The organism is Sorangium sp. So ce1504 (assembly GCF_051521635.1).
Lineage (GTDB): Bacteria > Myxococcota_A > Polyangia > Polyangiales > Polyangiaceae > Sorangium > Sorangium cellulosum_B.
On record NZ_CP150365.1, the window covers coordinates 6,098,858 to 6,119,079 of the forward strand.

At 70.1% G+C, this 20,222-nt stretch carries 12 protein-coding genes and 2 pseudogenes; 9 read left to right on the forward strand and 5 right to left on the reverse strand.

Features of this window, described 5'->3' with window-relative positions:
• Positions 1–113: 113 nt before the first annotated feature.
• Together WMF39_RS22895 and WMF39_RS22900 are read right to left on the reverse strand one after the other, a co-directional pair.
• Positions 114–3,128 carry an AAA family ATPase gene (locus WMF39_RS22895; RefSeq protein ID WP_437748012.1) on the reverse strand — a complete coding sequence of 1,005 codons (3,015 nt, stop codon included), beginning with the start codon at positions 3,126–3,128 and terminating at the stop codon, positions 114–116.
• Between the two features lie 291 nt (positions 3,129–3,419).
• A pseudogene (locus tag WMF39_RS22900) lies at positions 3,420–4,250 on the reverse strand (serine/threonine-protein kinase); the annotation flags it as partial.
• Positions 4,251–4,457: 207 nt separating this feature from the next.
• Between WMF39_RS22900 and rph the strand changes: the two are divergent.
• From rph to WMF39_RS22925, 5 genes are all read left to right on the forward strand, one after another.
• A complete protein-coding gene (rph, locus tag WMF39_RS22905) occupies positions 4,458–7,070 on the forward strand; it encodes a rifamycin-inactivating phosphotransferase (protein ID WP_437748013.1) in 2,613 nt (870 codons plus the stop codon).
• Positions 7,071–7,462: 392 nt separating this feature from the next.
• Entirely contained in the window at positions 7,463–7,804 is a 342-nt protein-coding gene (locus tag WMF39_RS22910) for a hypothetical protein (protein WP_437747584.1), read from the forward strand.
• 652 nt (positions 7,805–8,456) lie between these two features.
• Positions 8,457–9,521: an alpha/beta hydrolase gene (locus WMF39_RS22915; protein ID WP_437747585.1), complete on the forward strand. Its 1,065-nt coding sequence runs from the start codon at positions 8,457–8,459 to the stop codon at positions 9,519–9,521.
• A gap of 360 nt (positions 9,522–9,881) precedes the next feature.
• Positions 9,882–10,397 (forward strand): hypothetical protein, encoded by a 516-nt coding sequence (locus tag WMF39_RS22920; RefSeq protein ID WP_437747586.1) that lies wholly within the window; start codon positions 9,882–9,884, stop codon positions 10,395–10,397.
• A gap of 418 nt (positions 10,398–10,815) precedes the next feature.
• On the forward strand, positions 10,816–10,941 hold the full coding sequence (locus WMF39_RS22925) for a hypothetical protein (RefSeq protein ID WP_437747587.1): 126 nt from the start codon (positions 10,816–10,818) through the stop codon (positions 10,939–10,941).
• Positions 10,942–10,963: 22 nt separating this feature from the next.
• On the opposite strand, the pseudogene WMF39_RS22930 reads toward WMF39_RS22925, so the two are convergent.
• Both WMF39_RS22930 and istA read right to left on the reverse strand, forming a co-directional pair.
• Positions 10,964–11,732 (reverse strand): annotated as a pseudogene (locus WMF39_RS22930) (ATP-binding protein).
• On the reverse strand, positions 11,729–13,216 hold the full coding sequence (istA, locus tag WMF39_RS22935) for an IS21 family transposase (protein WP_437747588.1): 1,488 nt from the start codon (positions 13,214–13,216) through the stop codon (positions 11,729–11,731). Before istA ends, WMF39_RS22930 begins: the two are co-directional and overlap by 4 nt.
• Before the next feature lie 506 nt (positions 13,217–13,722).
• On the opposite strand from istA, the gene WMF39_RS22940 reads away from it, so the two are divergent.
• Positions 13,723–13,869: a hypothetical protein gene (locus WMF39_RS22940; RefSeq protein ID WP_437747589.1), complete on the forward strand. Its 147-nt coding sequence runs from the start codon at positions 13,723–13,725 to the stop codon at positions 13,867–13,869.
• 601 nt (positions 13,870–14,470) lie between these two features.
• Positions 14,471–14,950, forward strand: a complete 480-nt coding sequence (locus WMF39_RS22945) for a hypothetical protein (RefSeq protein ID WP_437747590.1) — start codon at positions 14,471–14,473, stop codon at positions 14,948–14,950.
• Positions 14,951–15,773: 823 nt separating this feature from the next.
• Here WMF39_RS22945 and WMF39_RS22950 read toward each other — a convergent pair.
• Positions 15,774–17,326, reverse strand: a protein-coding gene (locus tag WMF39_RS22950; protein WP_437747591.1) for an IS3 family transposase whose coding sequence is annotated in 2 segments (ribosomal slippage) — positions 15,774–16,858 and positions 16,858–17,326 — 1,554 coding nt in all. Because the reading frame shifts where the segments join, the coding sequence is not laid out codon by codon here.
• A gap of 173 nt (positions 17,327–17,499) precedes the next feature.
• On the opposite strand from WMF39_RS22950, the gene WMF39_RS22955 reads away from it, so the two are divergent.
• Positions 17,500–17,673: a hypothetical protein gene (locus WMF39_RS22955; RefSeq protein WP_437747592.1), complete on the forward strand. Its 174-nt coding sequence runs from the start codon at positions 17,500–17,502 to the stop codon at positions 17,671–17,673.
• Positions 17,674–18,049: 376 nt separating this feature from the next.
• Positions 18,050–19,840 (forward strand): trypsin-like serine peptidase, encoded by a 1,791-nt coding sequence (locus tag WMF39_RS22960; RefSeq protein WP_437747593.1) that lies wholly within the window; start codon positions 18,050–18,052, stop codon positions 19,838–19,840.
• Positions 19,841–20,222 lie beyond the last annotated feature (382 nt).

Consider the following 20,222-nt stretch of genomic DNA (forward strand, 5'->3'; position numbering starts at 1 on the left):
GCGATCGCGCGCCATCCCGGGCCCCGCCGCGGCGCGCTGTCACCTCGGCGGCGACAGCGGGAGGGGCGCTGTCGCTCCGGAGACCTCAGGGCGCCCGGCCCACGGCGCGGCGCTCAGGGCGGCGCGGCGTCGACCTGCGCCGAGAGGTGGGCGAGGCGGCCCTTCCAGAAGCGCTTGCCCCAGGGGATCTGCGCCGCCTCGGCGAGCCACCGGCGGGCCTCCTCGCGCCTGCCTCGCTGGAGCGCGTCGGCCGCCGCGAAGCAGAGGATCTCGATGAGCTCGCTGTTCAGCGCCGCGCTCCGCGCCTCGGCGACGAGCGCCTCCCACGCCTCGCCCTCCGCTCCCCCGCCCTGCGTCAGCTGCGCGCAGAGCCGGAGCAGCACCCGCGTGACCGGCGGCGCCGCGCCGAGATCGCACTGCGCCCGCGCCCAGCCGAGGTGGCGCGCGGCCTCCGCGAGCTCGCCGCGGGCGGCGTGGATCCGCGCCACGAGCAGCGCGTAGTCGGACACCGGGGTCGCCTGGAAGAACCGCCGCTGGAGCTCGAAGGCGCGGACCGCGAGCGGCAGCGCCTCGGAGAGCTCGCCGCTCCAGTAGAGCATCTCGGCCAGGTTGTGGGCCGGACCGCGCTCCAGGTAGGCGTTGCCGACCTCGCGGGCCAGGGCGACGGCGGTCCGCAGGTCGCTCTGCGCGCCCTCCGGATCCTCGCGCGCCAGGCCGAGCGTCACGCGGTTCATGAGGGCGATGCCGAGGTGCAGCCGGTCGCCCACGCGCTCGCAGCGCGAGACGACCTCGTGGAACCGCGCCTCCGCCTCGTCGAGGCGGCCGGCGTAGACAAGCGCGGGGGCGAGCAGGAGCAGGGCGATGACGTGGCCCTCGTGATCCCCCAGCGCGCCGGCGTCCCGGGCCGCGGGCCCGAGGCGCGCGATGGCGTCCTCGAGCCGCTGGCAACGGAAGTGCGCGCGCCCCACCGCGACCTCGCAGCGCGCCCGCTGCGCGGCGTCCCCGAGCCGCTCCACGAGCGGCGCCGCCCGGTCGACGAGCGCCTGCGAGCCCGCGTAGTCGTCGCACCAGTCGAGGACCGTGGCCTCCTCGAGGAGCAGGTCCGCGACGGCCGGGAGATCCCCCTCCGCCTCGGCGATCGCCCGCGCAGCCCGGAGGTCGGCGGCGGCGTCGTCGAAGCGCTGGATCCGGTAGCGGACCTTGCCGCGGCCCGCCAGCACGGCGCGGCGGCTCACCGCGATGCCCGTCGCGGGGGCCGCCGCCGCGGGCGCAGCCGCCGCCAGCGCCTCAAGCGCCGCGGAGTAGTGCCGCTCCGCATCGACGTAGAGGTGCCGCCGCCGCGCCTCCTCCGCGAGCTCGAAGCAGGCCGCGGCCGCCTCGGCGTGCGCGCCCGCCGCGGCCGCGTGGCGCGCGATCCGCCCGAGGTGGGCGCCCCGCTCCGCGGGCGCCGCGAGCAGGCGGCGGAGCTCGATCCCGTGCAGCCGCCGCAGCAGCGCCGGCGGCGCCTCCGCCTCGATCGCCGCGCGAAGGAGCGGGTGCGCGAACGCGACGCGGCCCGCGCCGGCGGCGTCCACGACGCGCAGCAGGCCCCGGCGCACGAGGCGCGACAGGCCGACGCCGGGATCCAGGTCCCGGCACGCGCTGACGGCCTGCGCGCGCGCCGCCTCGTCGAGCAGGCTGCCGAGGTCGTCGATCGCGAGCTCGTCGCCCGCCACGGCGCACACCTGCGCGAGCTCGGCGAGCGGCGGCGGCAGGCCGGCGAGGGCGCGGCGCGCGAGCCGGTCCATGACCTGTGCCGCCTCGCCCCGCGCGCTCTCGTCGGCGGCGAGGTACCACCCTGGCCCGCCGCGGACCTTCCGGATGGCGCCCGCCTGCCAGAGCGCGGCCGCGAGCTCGACAAGGAAGAGCGGGACCCCCTGCGCCGCCTCGAGCAGGCCCGCGACGACCGGCTCGGGCACGAACTCGACCGGGCGCAGCCGATCGAGGAGCGCCGCGCGCGCGGCGCCCGGGTCGAGCGGCGGGAGCGCCCGCTGGGCGGAGCGCGCCGCCCGCTCGCCGTGGAGCGGGCGCACCGCGGCCAGCGTGGGGTGCGCCGCCACGAGGATGGCGAGCGGCGCGCGGGCCCCCGAGAGGGTCGCGCTCTCGATCGCGTCGAGGCCGGCCTGATCGCCCCACTGCGCGTCGTCGACGACCAGCGCGAGCGGGCGTCCCTCCAGCGCGCACGCGCGCCGGAGCGCCTCTCCGGCGGCCCGGGCCAGCGTCTGGCGGAGCGCGCCGGGCGCGGCGAGCACCGCGGCGACCGCGGGCTCGGTCTCCGGCAGGGCATCGAGCGCGAACGCGACCGCCGGCCACGACGCGAGGCCGAGCTCGGGGCCGAGCCGGGCGACGCACGCCGCGTGGATCGCGTCGGCGCGCGCTCCGTCGCCAAGGGCCAGGGCGGCGCGGAGCAGCGCGCGGACGAGCCCGGCCGGCTCTGCGACGTCGGGCGGCCTCGCCGCGAGCGCGATCACCCGCGCGCCGGGCTCGGCCGAGAGCGCCGCGGCGACCGCCTCCCAGAGGCGCGTCTTGCCGTAACCCACCTCGCCGAGCAGCGTGAGCAGGAGCGGCGTGCTGTCGCGCCACGCGGCGCGCACCTGCGCGACGATCTCGCCGAGCAGCTCGTCTCGCCCGCGGAGCGGCAGCTCGGACGACGGGGTCGCCGCCGGGGCGGCGCCTGCGCTCGCGCCGTCATCGCCTGCCGGTCCGCTCGGCTCCTCGATGAGCGCGGCCGGTCCGGTCGGCTCCTCGAGGAAAGCAGCCGCCTCCGGGGTGATCGCGACCGGCTCGGGCGCGCCGGGGCGCCAGAAGCTCGCGGGCTGCGCGAGCGCGGGCCCTGCGAAGGCCATCCCGGCGGCGCCCTCGCGCACCTGGAGCTCGGCGACGTGCACGGCCGCCGAGGTGGCGTGGCCCGGCGCGCGCACGAGCCGCCGGGCCGCCTGGAGGGCCGCGCGAGCGCCCTGGCGGGACGCGCCGGGAAAGGCGATGACGTAGAGCCCGTCCTGCACCCTGGCGAGCCGCCCGCCGAGCGAGGCCGCGATGCCGGCGACCTGGTCCACCGGCGCGCCGCCGCGGACCGCGAGGAGCGCCACGAGGCTTCGCCGGGGCGGGCCGGGCCTACCCGGCGCGGCGTCCAGGGTCGGCCGGCCGGCCAACGGGGGCACCTGGCCGGCCCGCTGAGACGGTTCGCCGGCCGCCTTGGCTGGTTCGCCAGTCACCCTGGATGGCCTATCGCGTAATTGATGTGATTCAGTGACATCGTGGGCTGGTTCATCGCCTTGGAGCGCCGCCCGCAGCGCCTCGGAGAAGGCGCGCGCTGATCCGAATCGCTCCTCCCGCGCCTTGGCCAGGGCGCGCAGCAGGACCTCGTCCGCGCCGCGGGGGACCGGCGCGATCTCCGACGGCCGCGGAGGGCGCCGGGAGACGTGCGCGCGGACGACGGCCGAGGGCTCTCCCACGAAGGGTGGCCGCCCGGTGAGCAGCTCGAAGGCGACGACCCCGAGCGCATACAGGTCCGCGCGGCCGTCGACGTCGCGCGCGTCGAGGCACTGCTCCGGGGCCATGTACAGCGCGCTGCCGAGCCGGAGCCCCGTGTGCGTGACCTCGCCCCCCTCCTCCGCGACGCCGCTCCCCTCCCCCGGCCGCGCGAGCCCGAGATCGAGGAGGGCGACCTCCGGCGCCGGGCCCCCCATCCGCCGCAGCATCACGTTCTCCGGCTTCAGATCCCGATGCACGACGCCGGCCGCGTGCACCCTGTCGACCGCGGCGCCCATCGCGTCGACGAGCCGCATGGCTTCCGCCGGCGCCGCGGCGCCCGCCCCGGGGAGCGCCTCCATCCATCGCGCCAGCGTCTCGCCGTCGAGGAGCTCGAGGACGAGGTAAGGAAAGCGTCCTTCCATCGCGCCCTCGCCGAGCAGCCGCGGCGCCGCGGGCGGACCGATCCGGCGAAGCGCCGCCGCCTCGCGCGAGAACCGCCGATCGCCTCGGTGGCGCGCGATCTTGAGCGCCACCGCGAGGCCGTCCTCGCGCCGCGAGGCCGCGAACACGCGGGCGAAGCCGCCCTCGTCGAGGAGGCGGAGCCCATCGAACCCTGGGACCCGGGGCGCGACCTCCACCGCCCCGGCCTCTTCCTTCGCGGCGCTCGCGGCCGTGCCGCCGTGCAGCGGGCAACCCGTGACGACACCGATCCTGCGGTGACAGAGGGTGCAGCGCATCTGCGGGGCTCGCCTCCGGGGCGATGCTACTGCGCGCGTCGAGCCACCGGAAGCATGGATGCCTCCCGCCGACCTGACGAGGTCGCCATGCTCGGGTTTCGCTCGGTAGAGCCCCTCCTGGTTCGCGTTATAGTGGCGCGCTTCGACGGGGGGCGTGACGTTCCGTCGACGCGAACGAGCTGCCGACGCCCTGATGGAGGTGAACGGATGCGGACCTATGTGCTTGCTCTCCAGGAGGTCGATCGAACGAAGGCCAACGTGGTCGGGGGGAAGGGCGCGAACCTGGGGGAGCTCTCCAGGATCGAGGGGATCCGCGTGCCCGCTGGCTTCTGCGTCACGACCGAGGCCTTCCAGCGGATCATGGGAGAAGCGCCGTCGATCCGCGGGTTGCTCGATCGGTTGTCGTTGCTCGCGGTGGAGGACCGGGACGGGATCCGGGAGCTCAGCGCCGAGCTGCGCCGGATCATCGAAGGGACGGCCATCCCCGAGGACGTACAAGGAGCGCTCACCCAGGTTCTTTGCAGGCTTGGCGCGGGCGACGCCTACGCCGTACGGTCCAGCGCGACGGCGGAGGATCTGCCGGGGGCTTCCTTCGCGGGCCAGCAGGATACGTACCTGAACGTCCTCGGGACGCAGGCGATCCTGCAGCACGTCCGCCGGTGCTGGGCATCGCTCTTCACCGAGCGGGCGGTGACCTACCGGATCCAGCACGGCTTCGATCACCGCAAGGTCCACATGGCGGTGGTGGTGCAGAAGATGGTCTTCCCGCAGGCCGCCGGGATCGTCTTCACGGCCGATCCCGTCACGTCGAACCGGAAGGTGTCGTCGATCGAGGCTGGCTTCGGCCTGGGGGAGGCCCTTGTCGCCGGCCTGGCGAGCGCCGATCGCTACAAGGTGCGGAACGGCCAGGTCATCGAGAAGGCGATCGCCAGGAAGACGCTGGCCACGCGTGCCCTGGAGGAGGGCGGCACCGAAGAGCGGGCGATCGAGCCCGAGCGGCAGGACGAGCAGGTGCTGACCGACGCGCAGATCCTGCGGCTCGAGCGCCTGGGCCGGCAGATCGAAGGGCACTTCGGCCACCCCCAGGACATCGAATGGTGCCTGGTCGGGGAGGAGCTCCACGTCGTCCAGAGCCGGCCGATCACGACCCTGTACCCCATCCCCGAAGCCGGTGATCGAGGCAACCACGTCTACATCTCCGTCGGCCATCAACAGATGATGACCGACGCGATGAAGCCCCTTGGGCTGTCGTTGTTCCAGCTGACCTCTGGCGGCCGCATGCTCGCGGCGGGCGGCAGGTTGTTCGTCGATCCCACGAAGCAGCTGGCCTCACCGGCCAGCCGGGACGCCCTCCTGGAACTCCTTGGGCGCTCCCATCCGCTCTTCAAGGACGCCCTCTCGACGATCATCGAGCGGGGAGACTTCATCGAGCCGTTGCCCGACGATCCGACGGCCCCGCGCCCCGGCCAGGGCAAGCAGGCGCCCGGGCGCTTCGACGCGCAGGTCGAGGACGACCCGGCGATCGTCGCGGAGCTGATCGAGCGCACCCAGGCCTCGCTCGCGGAGCTGAAGCGCGACATCCGGACCAGGACCGGAACGGCGTTGCTCGACTTCATCCAGGAGGACATCCAGGGACTGAGCAAGTCCATGTTCGGTCCGCGGAGCATGGGCGTGATCATGGCGGGCATGAACGCTTCCTCGTGGATCAACGAGAAGATGATGGCGTGGCTCGGCGAGAAGAGCGTCGCGGATACGCTCTCCCAGTCCGTGTCGAACAACATCACGTCGGAGATGGGCCTGGAGCTGCTGGACGTCGCCGACGTGATCCGTCCTTATCCGGACGTGGTCGCTCATTTGCAGAGCGTGAAGCACGATGGCTTCCTGGATGAGCTTGTCGCGCTCGACGGTGGCAAGGAAGCCCGGGACGCCATCCGGGCTTACCTCGACAAATACGGTATGCGATGTGCGGGGGAGATCGACATCACGAGGGCCCGCTGGAGCGAGAAGCCAGCGACCCTGGTCCCCTTGATCCTGAGCAACATCAAGAATTTCGAGCCTCGCGCCGGAGAGCGGAGGTTCGAGCAGGGGCGGCAGGAGGCCTCGCAGCGGGCGCGAGCGCTGCTCGACCGGTTGAGGCAGCTGCCGGACGGGGAGCAGAAGGCCAGCGAGGCCCAGCGGATGATCGACCGGCTCCGGAGCTTCATCGGCTATCGCGAGTATCCGAAGTACGGCCTCGTCAATCGCTACTTCATTTACAAGCAGGCCTTGCTGCAAGAAGCCGAGCGGCTCGTGCAGGCCGGCGTGATCCACGACGCCGAAGACATCTACTACCTCACGTTCGACGAGCTCCGCGAGGTCGTGCGCACCCATCGGCTGGACGACCAGATCGTCCGCCAGCGGAGAGCGGAGCACGAGCTCCACAAGAAGCTGTCGCCGCCGCTCGTCATCACGTCCGACGGGGAAATCGTGGCAGGCGCGCACAGACGAGCCGATCTCCCCGCCGGAGCCCTCGTCGGCCTGGCGGTCTCTTCCGGCGTCGTCGAGGGACGAGCCCGCGTCCTCCTGGACATGGCCGACGCGGAGCTGGAGGCGGGGGACATCCTGGTCACCACCTTCACCGATCCCAGCTGGACGCCCTTGTTCGTGTCCATCAAGGGCCTTGTGACCGAGGTGGGGGGCCTGATGACCCATGGCGCGGTGATCGCCCGGGAATACGGCTTGCCGGCGGTCGTCGGCGTGGACAACGCGACAAGGCGGATCCGGGATGGGCAACGCATCCGTGTGCATGGAACGGACGGGTATGTCGAGATCCTGACCTGAGATCCGCGGCGCTCGCGCTCCTCGTCGGGGCCGCGCTGGGCACCTTCGATCGTCCGGTCGACGCGGGACCGCGCACCACATCGCTCGCGTGGGTGCGGATGCCTGGGGCCGAGGCGTGCGTTGACGCGGCAGGGGCACGGCACGATACCTTCCAGGGGTCGCCGGTATCGGCGTTCCTGGACCTCGGCCTCGAGCTGCCGTGACCGGGCCGCGTCGATTCTTTCAAAACGCGTCCGCCGCGCGTCCACTCACCCCAGCGCATGTCCCTGCTCGCCGCCGCCCGCGAAGGCCGGCCGCGCGCGATCTCCGCGCCGGGGGGCGCCGCCGCACCCTTCAGCCCGCAAACGTTCTCCTCACCGCCGCTCGCAGCAGCACCTGCCGGGCCCGCCGTGATGCCCGCGGCTTGCTGCGCGGTGGCCGCTGCTGCCGGCGGCGTCGCGATCACGGACTTCGGCATCTCCGTCCGCCACCTCGACAGGCTGCTCGGCGGCCTGTTGCTCGCGACCTCGCCGCGCATCGACTGGACCAAGCTCATCCGTCGAACGTTCGGGCTCGACGCCCTCCGTTGCGCGCACTGCGCCGGCCGCCTGCGCCTGCTCGCCGCCATCACCGAGAAGGCGACCGCCAGGAAGATCCTGGAACACCTCGGCCTGCCCGCCGATCCGACCTCGCCGCGATCCCGGACCCGCGACCCGGACGACCCGGCCTCCTGGATGGGCGGCGCCGCAGAGTAGCGAGCCGCCACGAGACCCCCGACGGTCACCCGAGCAGACGCCGGGACGAGGCGAACGTGTGGGCGCGTGGCACGCCGCCGCCCCGTTTGGACGAGCTCACTCCGGAGGCGCGTACACGTACAGTAGAGCGGTAACCGCTGAGCCCAACGGGACACGCTTACCTGCTAAAATTACTAGGGTTTTCTGGATGGCACGACCGCGTCGTGGTTGTGCGATGATGTCAACCGAACGTTGGAGCGAGTGGGCACTTGCCTTCGCAAAGGCGTTTGGACCCCCTACCCACCGAAGCCACGTCCGCCGTACGGCCCGGAGCGCCGCTGCATCTCACGAGGCCGGCCGCCGCTGCGCACCCATCGGATCATCGAGGATCGCCGCGCGGCGGTTTTTGATTGACGCCGGCAATGTGAGCGCTCACATTGGCTTTCTGGATAGTCTTCCGCTTAACCCTGGATAGGCCGTCATGCGCATCGAGCCCTTCTTCATTCATGCGCGTTAACCCTGACGGTCGGCTCTCGCTCCAGATGAGCAGCATGCAGGGGAGCGTTGCAACGGTTCCAAGGCGGAACGCCTGGCAACCACCTGTCTGCCAACTTCGTCATCGTCGGCCTGAAGCAGGCGCTCGGCGCTGGCGTGACGTAACCAGAGAGGCCTCATGTACAACAAAAAGAAAGCCGTCAGGCGCTTCAATGTCTTCTGCTTGCTCTCGAGCGTCGCGCTGCTGGCGTGCGGCGAAGACAACGGCGGCGCGGCACAAGCTGCCGGTGCGGGCAGTTCGAGCGTGTCAGCCACCACCAGCGGGGCGTCGACCGGCGGAACCGCTGGGTCGGGTGGCGCGGCCAGTAGCGGTGCCGACACCAGCGCCGGTGGAATGGGCGGAGCAGGCGCGGGCGCGGGCGGAGCAGGCGCGGGCGGAGCAGGCGCGGGCGGAGCAGGTGACGGCGGCGCTGGAGCCGGCGGAGCCGGTGGTTCGGCGCTCCCGCCCATCACGGATTACTCTGCCGAGGGTCCGTTCGCGACGACCGTGGAGCGGAACGTGGGGCCGAACGGAGCCTATACGGTGTTTAGGCCCGAACCCTTGGGTGTGGACGGCTTCTTGCACGCTCCGATCGTTTTCGGCCCCGGCATCGGCCAGCAGGTGGCGGTGCACACGACCATGCTGACGAACTTTGCTTCTCACGGTTTCGTGGTCGTCGGGTGCCCCGTCCTCAGTGGCGGCCCCGGCGACGCAGGCAATCTCATGAAGATGGAGGATGGTCTCAATTGGATCCTGGAGCAGAACGACGCGCCAGGCAAATACCAGGGCAAGCTCTACGTCGATCACGCGGTCTCGATGGGCTTCTCGGTCGGCGGCACCTCGGCCGTGCAACTCGGCGGTCACGAGGCGGTGGCCACTGTCGTCTCGATCCACGGCCACAGGGCCTCGGCCGACCTCCACGGCACCATGCTGCAGACGACTGGCACCCGGGATACCGTCGGCATGCCCCTCCAGCAGGACACCTACGACATGTCCGAAGTGCCCACATTCCTGGCAACGCTGACGGGCGCGCCTCATGCATACATCGAGAGCGACGGCGGCGGCGAAGAGCGGCCCGCGATCGTCGCATGGATGCGCTACTGGATCTACAACGACATGGGCGCGCGGGACCATTTCTTCGGCGATGATTGCGTGTTGTGCAAGGCGCCTTGGGAGAATCCCCAGCGCAAGAACTGGGAATAACCTCGCGTCGAGGGTGCTGGAGCGCCCGCTCCCGCTCCCGGCCCGCTCCCGGTCCGACCTTCAATCTGGGCTGCGACCTCGCTCACGCTGGCGCTGGCAACGTCGGCTCCGCCGACACCCGAGGGCATCAAGCGTCCGCTGCCCGCGTGCTCACTCCGGAGGCGCGTACAGTAGAGCGGTAACCGCTGAGCCCAACGGGACACGCTTACCCGCTAAAATTACTAGGGTATTCTGGATGGCACGACCACGTCGCCGAGACTCCGCTTGGGTGAGCATCCCGGCGGCTGCGAGCGAAACGCGGGCCGCTCGTGCTCCGCGGGGAATTCAGCGAGACAAAAGCCGGCGGGACCTGGCGGCGCCATGGCGGAGAGGTCGGGCGCGACCACGACCGCTGCTGCTGCTGCGGCGAGCGGCGGCTCTCAGCCCGGCACAGACCTCGTTGCGATCCATGCAACGGGCGTAACGAACCTCGAGGGCCTCGAGAACGCCAAGATCGACGAGGAGCTCTCCGTCGCCGACAACGCCAATCTCCAGAGCCTCACCGGTCTCAACCCCAACAATCACGTCCTCAGGGCGCTGTGGGTCACCGGAAATCGGAGGCTGAGCGACCTCACCGGACTCGAGATGCTCGAAGCCGCGACCAGCTACATCTACATCCTTGACAACGATCGACTCGTCTCCCTTTCGGGGCTCGACAATCTGACCTCGGTCCCCTCGCTCTTGATCAGGCAAAACCCGAGACTCACGAACATCGCTGCGCTCGGCTCCCTTGAGACCGTGGTGCAAGAGCTCTCGATCATCGCTTCCGACTTGCCAGGCCCAGGCCATCGCCGCTCAAATCGAGCCCGGCACGCCCACCGTCGAGGTGACCGGTAACTACGCGGGCGGCATCTGCGACTGATCTGTTTCAACCTGCAAACGTCGGGCTCTGCCGCCCGAGCGCAGGCCTGGGTAGCCGCATCGCGGGGCTCCGATGGCTCGCGCCGGTTCGGCACCGCAAGCTCGTCCTCGGGCGACGCGGCACGAGGACCCTGCGACCGCCAGGGGACATCGAGACGGGGCGCCGCCGGCCTGTGCAAAATCCGCGCTGCGGCAGCAATGAGTGCCGTCACAATCGCAGCGAAGACAAGGATCCGAGCCGCAGCAGGAAACCGCGGCTCGGTGTCCGGAATGCTTAACGGCGCGGGGCCCGCAGCATCTTCTTGAGCCTGATGCCGAGCTCCAGCATCTCGTCAGCGTCGCGCTCGCTCGCGGCCCCGAGAGCCGCCGCCAGGTCCATGGCTCGCAGGGTCTCGTGGAGGCCTACGTGGGGCGCGAAGGCGACGTATTCATCGCGGTCGCGGTCGCGGTGTTGATGATCGCGGCAATCCGCGGGGGTTCGGTGAAGTTCACCGGTGAAATCCGCGCCCGGTGTCGGTGAAGTTCACCGGTGAAGAGGCGGCTCAGTGCTTCTTGGCGCGGCGCTGCTTGATGCGGGAGGCGCTCAGCTCCTTGGCTTCCTTGAGCCGGTAGCTCTCGGCCTCGATCTCGAACACCTCGGCCCGGTGCACGAGCCGGTCGACGAGCGTGACGACGCAGGCGGCGTGCGGGAAGACCTGGCCCCAGTCGGAGAAGGCCTTGTTCGTGCTGAGCAGGATCGGCTTCTGCGCGTCGTAGCGACGAGTGACGAGTGACGACCTCGAACAGCAGGTCGGCGTAGCGGCCGTCGTAGGAGAGATAGCCGACTTCGTCGATGCAAAGAAGGGCGGGAACCGTGTAGCGGTGCAGCCGGCGCGCGAGCGCGGCCGAGGACTCCTGCGCGGCGAGGTCGGCGAGCATGTCGCTCGCGGTCGAGAAGCGGACCGTGTGACCGCGGATGACGGCCTGGTGGGCGACGTTCTTCAAGATCATGGTCTTGCCGACGCCGTTGGGGCCGACGAGCACGGCGTTGTGGCCGGCGGTGATGAAGCCGGGAGCGAAGAGGTCGTCGACGGCCTCGCGGTCGATTTTCTTGGGCCAGGACCAGTCGAAGTCGGCCATGGGCTTGAAGGCGGCTACGCGGGAGTTTTTGATGCGGCGTTCAAGGCTGCGCTTGTGGCGCTCGCGCTCCTCGATGGCGAGCACCTCGCGAAGCCAGGGCTTGTCGGCGAGCTCCTCCCAGCACGCGAGCAGACCAAACAGGCCGAGGCCCTTCAGGCGGGCCTTCGTCTCGGTGGGCGTTAGATCGGTCATGGCGTCGGGTCCTTCTTCAGGGCGTCGTAGGTGGCGAGCGAATGCGGCGTGACGACGAGGGCGGCGTGCTGGCCGCGCGTGACGGGGATCGAGATCGGAGGCGGCAGGTGGCGCTCGGAGCGGCGGCGGTCGATCACCTGGCGCACGGCGCCAACGTGGATGGTGTCGCGCTCGAGCACCTCGACGAGCGCCTCTTCGAGCTCGGCGGCGCCGACGGCGTCGAGCAGGTGCAGAAGCCGGGCGATGGCGCTGCCGACGTTGTCTCCACGCTCGGCGAGGATGCGCAGGAATGCCTGGCTGCTGCGGGCGGCGCGGGCGAGGCGATCGAGGCCGCGATGCTCGCGGGCGCGGCGCTTCTCGTCGACCAGGCGCTGGATGTGCACGGGCTGCTCGATCTGCTGGCCGCGGTCCCACGAGCGGACATGGGTCGCGACGATCTCGTTGCCGTCGGCGATGCGCACTTGCTCGAGGTCGGCGAGGACGACGAGCGTGCGGCTGGTCCGGTCGTGGGGAACAGAGTAGTCGTTGAGATCGAAGCGCGCGTAGGGGGTCTTTCCGACCTCGACCTCGACGCGCTCGTGGGCTGGAAACGGCGTGTCGGGGAGCGAGAGCAGCACGCTGCGCTCGTCGTCGAAGGCCTGGCGCACGGTGCGGGCGCGGTCCTCGACCCAGGAGCGATCGAGCGCTGCGGAACTGGTCCACTCGGTCGCTTGTCGGTTGAGGTCGTCGAGGTCGGCGTAGGTCCGGGCCTCGAAGAACGCCTCGCGGACGTAGCGGATAGCGCGCTCGACGCGGCCCTTCTCGTTGCCGCGGGCGACGGCGACAGGGCGCGGCTCGAAGCGGTAATGCGCCGACAGAGCCAGGAGCATGGGGTGAAACCGGATCGCGTCGCCGTGGCGCTCCACGACAGCGCTCTTGAGGTTGTCGTAGAGCAGCACGCGCGGGACGCCGTCGATGTCGGCGAACGCCTCGACGTGCCCGCGCACGAAGAAGGGCATCGCCGCGCTCGGGAAGAAGCGCAGGAAGAGCCGCCGCGAGTAGCTGAGCACCATGACGAAGGCCCAGAGCGGGCGCAGCGCCCGGCCGACAGCCAGCTTGCCGAAGTGCGCCCAGTCGACCTGCGCTTGCTCGCCGGGCAGCGTGCGCAGCCGCTGAAATGCCTCTGCCGGTTTCTTGGGGCGGAGACGGCCGATCACCCGACGCAGATGATCGGGACCGCCCGGATAGCCCCGCTCCTTGAGCATGCCGAAGAGGCGACTGGAGCGCAGCGAGGGATACTTGCCGAGCTGCTCGACGATGAAGGGCACGAACGGGTCGACCATCGACGGGCGCGGCGCGACGACCTTCGGGTCGACGCCCGATTGCCCGAGCACGCGCTGAACGGTGGTGTGGTGCAGCCCGAGCTGAGCGGCAATGGTGCCCACGGGCCACTTCTCACCATGATAGAGGCGCAGAACCTCGGCCTCCTTCTCTTTCGCGATCACCACCGCCTCCCGTCACCGCGGAGGGCTTCGTGGGACGCGGGGAGCGCGTCGGTGAACAGCTGACCGAGCGCGCCGCTCGCGCAGGGCCCAGGGCGGAAGCCGCGCTCCGCAGAGCGAGCAGCGGCCGACATCTCGGATCCAATCGTCATCGTTGTCCTTTCGGCCGGGGGTGATCTCCGGCGCGAGCTGGGACATCGACGCGGCCGCGGCTTGTGTCACCCCGTGATGCGTCACTTTCTGCGCGGAGAACTTGTCCCGCTGCCGGTCCCGATACCGGGCCTGGCGAGCGGCATGGAGGCGGCGAGCGCGAGGCCGGCTCTGGTAGGCGACGCCGGCGCGACGGAGCGACTCACGACGCCGGAGCGGGCGGCAGTCGGGGCAGAGGCGCTGGCCGCGATCGCAGCGACGGCAGAGGCGAAGCTGGACGCGGCAGCGGGCGCAGCGGTAGGCGGACGAAGGCAACGGGATCCATGACGCCGCTTTCTGGACCTGGAGCCCGGCTTGTGATGAAGGTGGGGGACTCCGGCAACGCGGAGCTCCAGAAGGCCCGAGGGTGGCAGCCCTCGGGCCTTCGACTTTTCGGCGGGCGTAACGTCTACGCCGCGGAGGCGAGCGCGGCCCAGATCGGCGTGGGTGCCGGCGGTGAACGGTGAACGCTGCCGATCATGGGGCCGCGATCTTCACCGATCGGACGCGGGACGCGATGATCACCGACACGCGGTCAGGGTCGCGGCCGTCCTCGCGATCGACCTCAGCAGGCACAAGAGCTGCCGCGAAGCGGCTTGGTCCAACGACCGGCAGTTGACATAACGTACAAAAGTACGATCCACTGATCCGCCTACAAAAACCAACAGATCCAACGAGTTCACTCGGCTGTGTAATATTGTCTACACCACGCTGGTGGGATGGGGGAGAACGTGCTGGTGGCGAAGCTTTTCGCCGTGAGGACGAGCGCCGCTCGCCGCCTGCGGCGAACGCAGCCGCGTGCGACCGTCGCGCCCTTTTCTGTCGCGCGTGCGCCCTGACGGGTGCTCACCCGTCGCGGACACGCCACGCACGCAGATTGAACCCCATGCCCATGAATCGCTCCCCGCCTGGCTTGATCGGGTAGGACCCAGCGGCTATACCCCCCCACATAGCACGGTGAGGGAGCCGCGATATCGCGTGCGCACCGGAGGACCGGCCATCTCAGCGGGGCTATGAAAACGCCCGTCGAACGGCGGGCGACAGTGCCGTGCAGGAAAGGAGAATGCGATGAAGACGTTTCTCGGGCGCAAGCCTGCCCATCTCGTGTCCGCGTTGGTGATAGCGGCGGCCGCGTGCATCACAGTGACGGGGATCGGCGCGCAGAGCGCACAAGCGCGTGACCAGAAGGTGACACTCACCCGGACCAATCGAGACTGCAACGGCGACATCGTACCTCCGTCGCTGCCCACGCCTTTCGGCTTCGCGATCATCCACCCGACCGGCTCGAGCAAGCTGATCGCGAACGTGGTGCTCCAGGGCGGAACGGCCAACGCCACCTACAACATCCGGCTGATCCAGACGCAGAACGGGGCGGCAATCGTCCCCGAGTGCACCGAGATCGACGCCACGCTCACCACCGACGCCGCCGGAAACGGGAGCACGAACGTGCAGGAAGCGCTACTGTCCGGCGCGAACGACGCTTTCGTGGTCCTAAACAACCAGGCCAATCTCTTCGACTTCTTCACGACCGAGGAGGTCTTCTTCTGACTTCCCTCTCCCACCCACGCCGGAATTGATAGGCGGTCTCTCAGGAGGCGCCTAACACCACTGCGTCACGCAGATCTGCAAGCGCTTGAAATGACTCGGATTCCCGGATCCGTGACGTAGTAAGAATCTTGAATGATTCCCCTCTGGCGATGCGGACACCGCGATATCATCGAGCGGCACGTTGTTGCCGAGTTGATGCTCTTCTTTCTTCAATTGAGGTGCCAAGGGAAGTGCATCCTTGTTTATGCGCTAATTCATTCCGCCTGAATCTTGCGGGTCGCAGCAGTCGTGTCACGCATCGCGCTGTGCGCGAGATCGCGAGTGCTCGTCCAAATCACCGCTAGAGCTTGCGGGATACTGCGACCGCCAGTCCAGCGAGCGCCGGTGATGCTGTGACGAGAAATTAGATTTCGAGGAAAGCTCGGATGTCGTCGATCTCGCGCCAGGAGCTCGCCACCCGTCGAAGGCACGTACCGACGGATGCCACGTCGCAGGGTCATGGGGCCACCCCGTCGCAGGGTCATGGGACCAGGGGGAGACGACGTGATCGGTCTCGACCATGCCCGAGACCGCGGAGCGTGTCGAGGCCCCCGGAGCCGGGCGCGCAGCGACCGGCGACGTCTCTCTTTTCGCAGGGTCATGGGGCCACCCAGACCCCCGGTAGATCCCAAGCAGGGGCCGCGACGTTCAGGAGTAGGAGGGTCCACCCCGCCCCCCCGGCGACACCCGCGGTCCCGTCGACGAGGGGGCAAGGCACACCGATCGGAGCGAGGGGTCAGAGGCGCGGCCCCGTGGGTGTCAAGATAGTTGTCCAGTGAATCGGTCAGGTCCTCATGAGTGCTTTGGCCTCGTGGGTGTGGGGGTTGAGGGTCACGGGGCCGATCGGTGTCCAGTTGCGAGTCTGACCGGTCCAGCGCAGGGGCGTCCTGCGGCGGGCCCGCTGGTAGAGGGCGTGGCGGGCGGCGAGCAACGCGCCGTCGCGACCGCGGTGGCGGTCGTCGGGCGTGACGAAGCGGATGCTGCTGTGCAGGTGCTCGCTGTTGTACCAGGCGACGAAATGCTCGACCCACTGGCGCGCCTGCTCGACCGTGGCGAACGGGCGGCGTGGGTACTCGGGCCGGCACTTGAGCGTGCGGAACAGGGCCTCGGCGTAGGGGTTGTCATCGCTGACGCGAGGACGGCTGAAAGAGGGCACGACGCCCAGGCGCTGGAGGGTGGCGAGCATGGTCGAGCCCTTCATCGGGCCGCCGTTGTCGGCGTGCAGCACCAGGCAACCGGAGCCCACGTTTTCGCGGCCGCAGGTCTGCTCGACGAGGCGAGCGGCAGCCAGCATCGACTCCTCGGCCTCGACCGACCAGCCGACAATCTTGCGGCTGTAGACGTCCACCACCAGGTACAGGAAGTAGAACGCTCCGCGCACCGCGCTCTTCAGGTAGGTGATGTCCCAGCACCACACCTGATTGGGGCGTTTGGCGACGAACTCGCGAGGACGATGGGCGCTTGCCGGTCGAGCCGGATTGCGGTGCGCGAGCAGCTCCTGCTCGCGCAGGACACGGTAGAAACTCGACTCCGAAGCGATGTAGACGCCACGATCGGCCAGGCGCGGGACGATCTGATTGGGCGAGAGGTTGCGGAACTCGGGGCAGTTGGCCGTCTCGACGATGCGCCGGCGTTCCACGTCGGTCAGCTTGTGCACCGGGGCGTGACGCGGTCCGGCTCGGCCGTCCTCGCCGCCGGCCTCTCCTCGCCAGCGGGCCCCGGTCCGCGCACTGAGCCCGAGCGCGCTGCAGGCCGCCTCGAGCGTGGCGCCGGCCTGCACGGCCTCGTCGATGAGCTCGAGCGTCACCTGTCGGTCTCCGGATCCGTGTCGTCGTCCCTGTCCCCCCAAATTGCTTGGACTTTTTTTTGCAGTACCAGCAGCGCCGCCGCCTCGGCCAACGCCTTGTCCTTGCGCCGCAGCTGCCTCTCCAGCTCCCGAACGCGCCGTGACGGGGCCGGGCTGTGACCTGCCTTCGCCGGCCCGCCCAGCGCCTCCAGGGCGGCCTTGCGCCACTCGGCGAGCTGCGCCTCGTGCAGCCCCTCGCGGCGGAGATACTCGCCGAGCTCCCGCTCGGAGAGCGCCGCCGCCTCCGTCATCGCGCGCAGCTTCTGCTCCGGGGTCCAGTCCTCGGGGCGGCGAGCGACGGCAGGGGGCGGAGCGGCGGAGCGGCGAGCGTCGTCGGACATCGGCGCCAAGCTACGAGCATCACGAAGCCAGCGCGAGAGCGTCGTCTGATGCACCCCCGTCTCGGCGGACAGCGCCACCGCCGTCGGTCCTCCTGGAGCGAGAAGCCGCTGGACGATTTTTCTTTTGAAGGATTCTGAGTACTCTCTCACCTCAAAGCCTGTCTCCGCTCCCCGACAACGGTGACCTGATCCTCCGTAAGCGGATCAGACCGGGCGACAACTTCTCTGACACGGGGGGGCGGCTCTCAGCCCGGCGAGAGGCAGCTGCGGATGTCTGATCCCATGATGCGCGACCAGGCACCGCCCAACACAGGCAAAACCCGATGCTCACGAACATCGCTGCGCTCGGCTCCCTTGAGACCGTGGTGCAAGAGCTCTCGATCAGGGACAATGAGTCGCTTCCGACTTGCCAGGCCCAGGCCATCGCCGATCAAATCGAACCCGGCACGCCCACCATCGAGGTGACCGGCAACTACGCGGGCGGCACCTGCGACTGATCTGTTCAAAACTGCGAACGTCGGGCGCTACCGCCCGAGCGCAGGCCTGGGTAGCCGCATCGCGGGGCTCCGGCGGCTCGCGCCGGTTCGGCACCGCAAGCGCGTCCTCGGCGACGCGGCACGAGGCCCCTGCGACCGCCAACGGACGTCGAGACGGGGCGCCGCCGGCCTGTGGTCGCGCAGGCCACACCCGCGCGGCGCGGAGTGACGGGCGCGCGACAAACTAGCCGACAGCAACGCGGATTCCACGGTTCGCGGGCGGCATATCGGTTGCTTGGCCGGGCGTCGAACGCACAGCGATCCAGGCGCGTCGCTGCGTGTCAGCCAGCCAGCGCCGCGGCGCCGCGCGAGCGCGCAGGAGCCCACGGAGACGACCATGTCGAAGCACTTCTTCCGCACCGCACCGTTCCTCGGAATCCTTGTCACCACCGGCTGCGCCGCGACCGCCGGCGTCGATGAGCTCGACGACGAGCCGGTCGGAGAGGCCGAGAGCGCGCTCGCCGCCGAGATGACGCTCGGCCCGAACCAGCGGATCGTCAACGCCGCCAGCCTTTACACCACGAACCCGGACGTCGCGGTGAGCCAGTTCGCGGAGGCGTCGCTGGGCGGCTACTGCAACGGCGTGATGATCGGCCCGAACGTCTTCTTCAGCGCGGCCCACTGCGGGGGTGGGCCGACGACCATCACCTTCCGCACGTACCGGAACGGCAGCACGGCCGCGTCGGACACGGAGGCCTTCACGTGCGACGCGATGGAGCAGACGTTCAACGACACGGACGGCGTGCTCTTCTTCTGCTGGCCGAACGCCGCCGGCGAGAACCCGGGCGACAAGTACGGCTACGTCGATTTCGACGTGTCGCCGCCCGTCGTCGGACAGCAGATCTACAGCATCTCGGCGAACAACCAGCAGAACGGCAGCCTCCCCTTCGACACGCGCATGTACGCGAACGGCCAGGTCACGAGCGTCACCGGCGCGGGGCACTGGTTCACCCCGGCCTCGGCGCCGAACACCGGCGTCGAGATGAACGTCTGGGGGGAAGGTGGCATGAGCGGCTCGCCCCATTTCAACGCGGCGAACGGCAAGATGATCATCGCCCCGCTCTCCACGGCGTGCTCCGGGGGGTGCTGGGGCCGCAACGCCCTCTCGATGCGCGATCTGCTCTTCTGGGGTTACGTCAACCCGAGCTTCGACCCCGCGGCCCAGGGCCCCACGGTCAACGTCTCGCTCGTCACGAGCCTCGGCCTCACCCCGGCCAACTACTACGGCTGGGCGGACAAGGAGCTCGACTGGGAGTTCGACATCCAGCGCGACCTCGAGCGGCTGCGCGGCGAGGCGCGGCGCGACTGGTATAACCTCGGCTTCGACAGCGTGCGCCGCAACGCGCTCTGGGACCTCACCGCGCTCGCGACCCTCGACGTGACGAACCGGTGGGCGCGCATCAACCGCACGACCGGCGCGGGCTACGCCGACGCGCTCTCGCACGGCAAGCTGAACCTGGCCGCGGGCAGCTACCGGATCACGCTCATGACCTACACGCAGGCGAGCCAGTACTCGAGCTCGCTGTGGGTGGGGCTGAAGAGCGGCACGACGTGGGTCGGGGGCGAGTATGTGGCGAACACCGTGGGATCGGGCTGGCAGATGCACACGTTCGAGGTGAACGCCCCGTCCGACGGGCTCACGCTCGGGCTCGGCGTGTACGGGACCGCGGACATCCTCGTGTCCGCGCCGAGCGTGGTGAAGAGCACCGCCGTCATGAACTTCGACACCTTCGACAAGCGCACGAACTGGCGCAACGACGTCGACGGGAGCCGGGCGCAGGTGGTCCCTGACGGGCGGGTGACGGGCACGCCCAACTGGGCGGTCCGCGTGACGCAGAGCGCGACGGGCTACCCGGTGCGCAACCGCCAGCTCGCGCTGGCCGCGGGGCGGCCCTACCAGATCTGCTTCGACGCGCGCAGGACCACCGCGAGCGGGTCTTCCCAGGCCGAGCTCCGCGTCGTGAGCGGCGGCGCCCAGGTGATGTGGACGAGCTTCTCGCCCTCGAGCGCATGGAGCACCACCTGCTCGGCGACGTTCACCCCGCCGTCGGACGACAACAACCTGCAGATCCGCGTCTCGACCGGCGATCCGGTCCTCGTCGACAACATCGCGATCACCGCGATGTGAGCCGGCGCCGTCGCGCCGCCCGCCTGCACCTCCTCGGCGCGCGTTTCCCGGGGCGAGCCGCCGGCACGATGGACGGCCCCTGGACGTCCGCGAGCGGGGCGGGTGCGTCGAGCTCCGGCGCTGCCAGCGCAGCGCCGAGCGCGGCGCGGACGCGCACGCGGTCGGGCATCAGGCACCACGGCGCCATCTCGAGCGTTCGATATCGTGACATGTCCTGTGACATGTCACGTGACATGTCACGGATCCGGCAGGCGCGCTCGATGCGCACGGATGCCAGAGCCGCGAACGCGAGGACGATGCGCTCGCGGCCCGTCGGGAGGCCCCCTTCGTGCTTGGATGTCGAGAGAGGTTCGCTTCTCTGGCATGCAGCTTGCCAATGCCC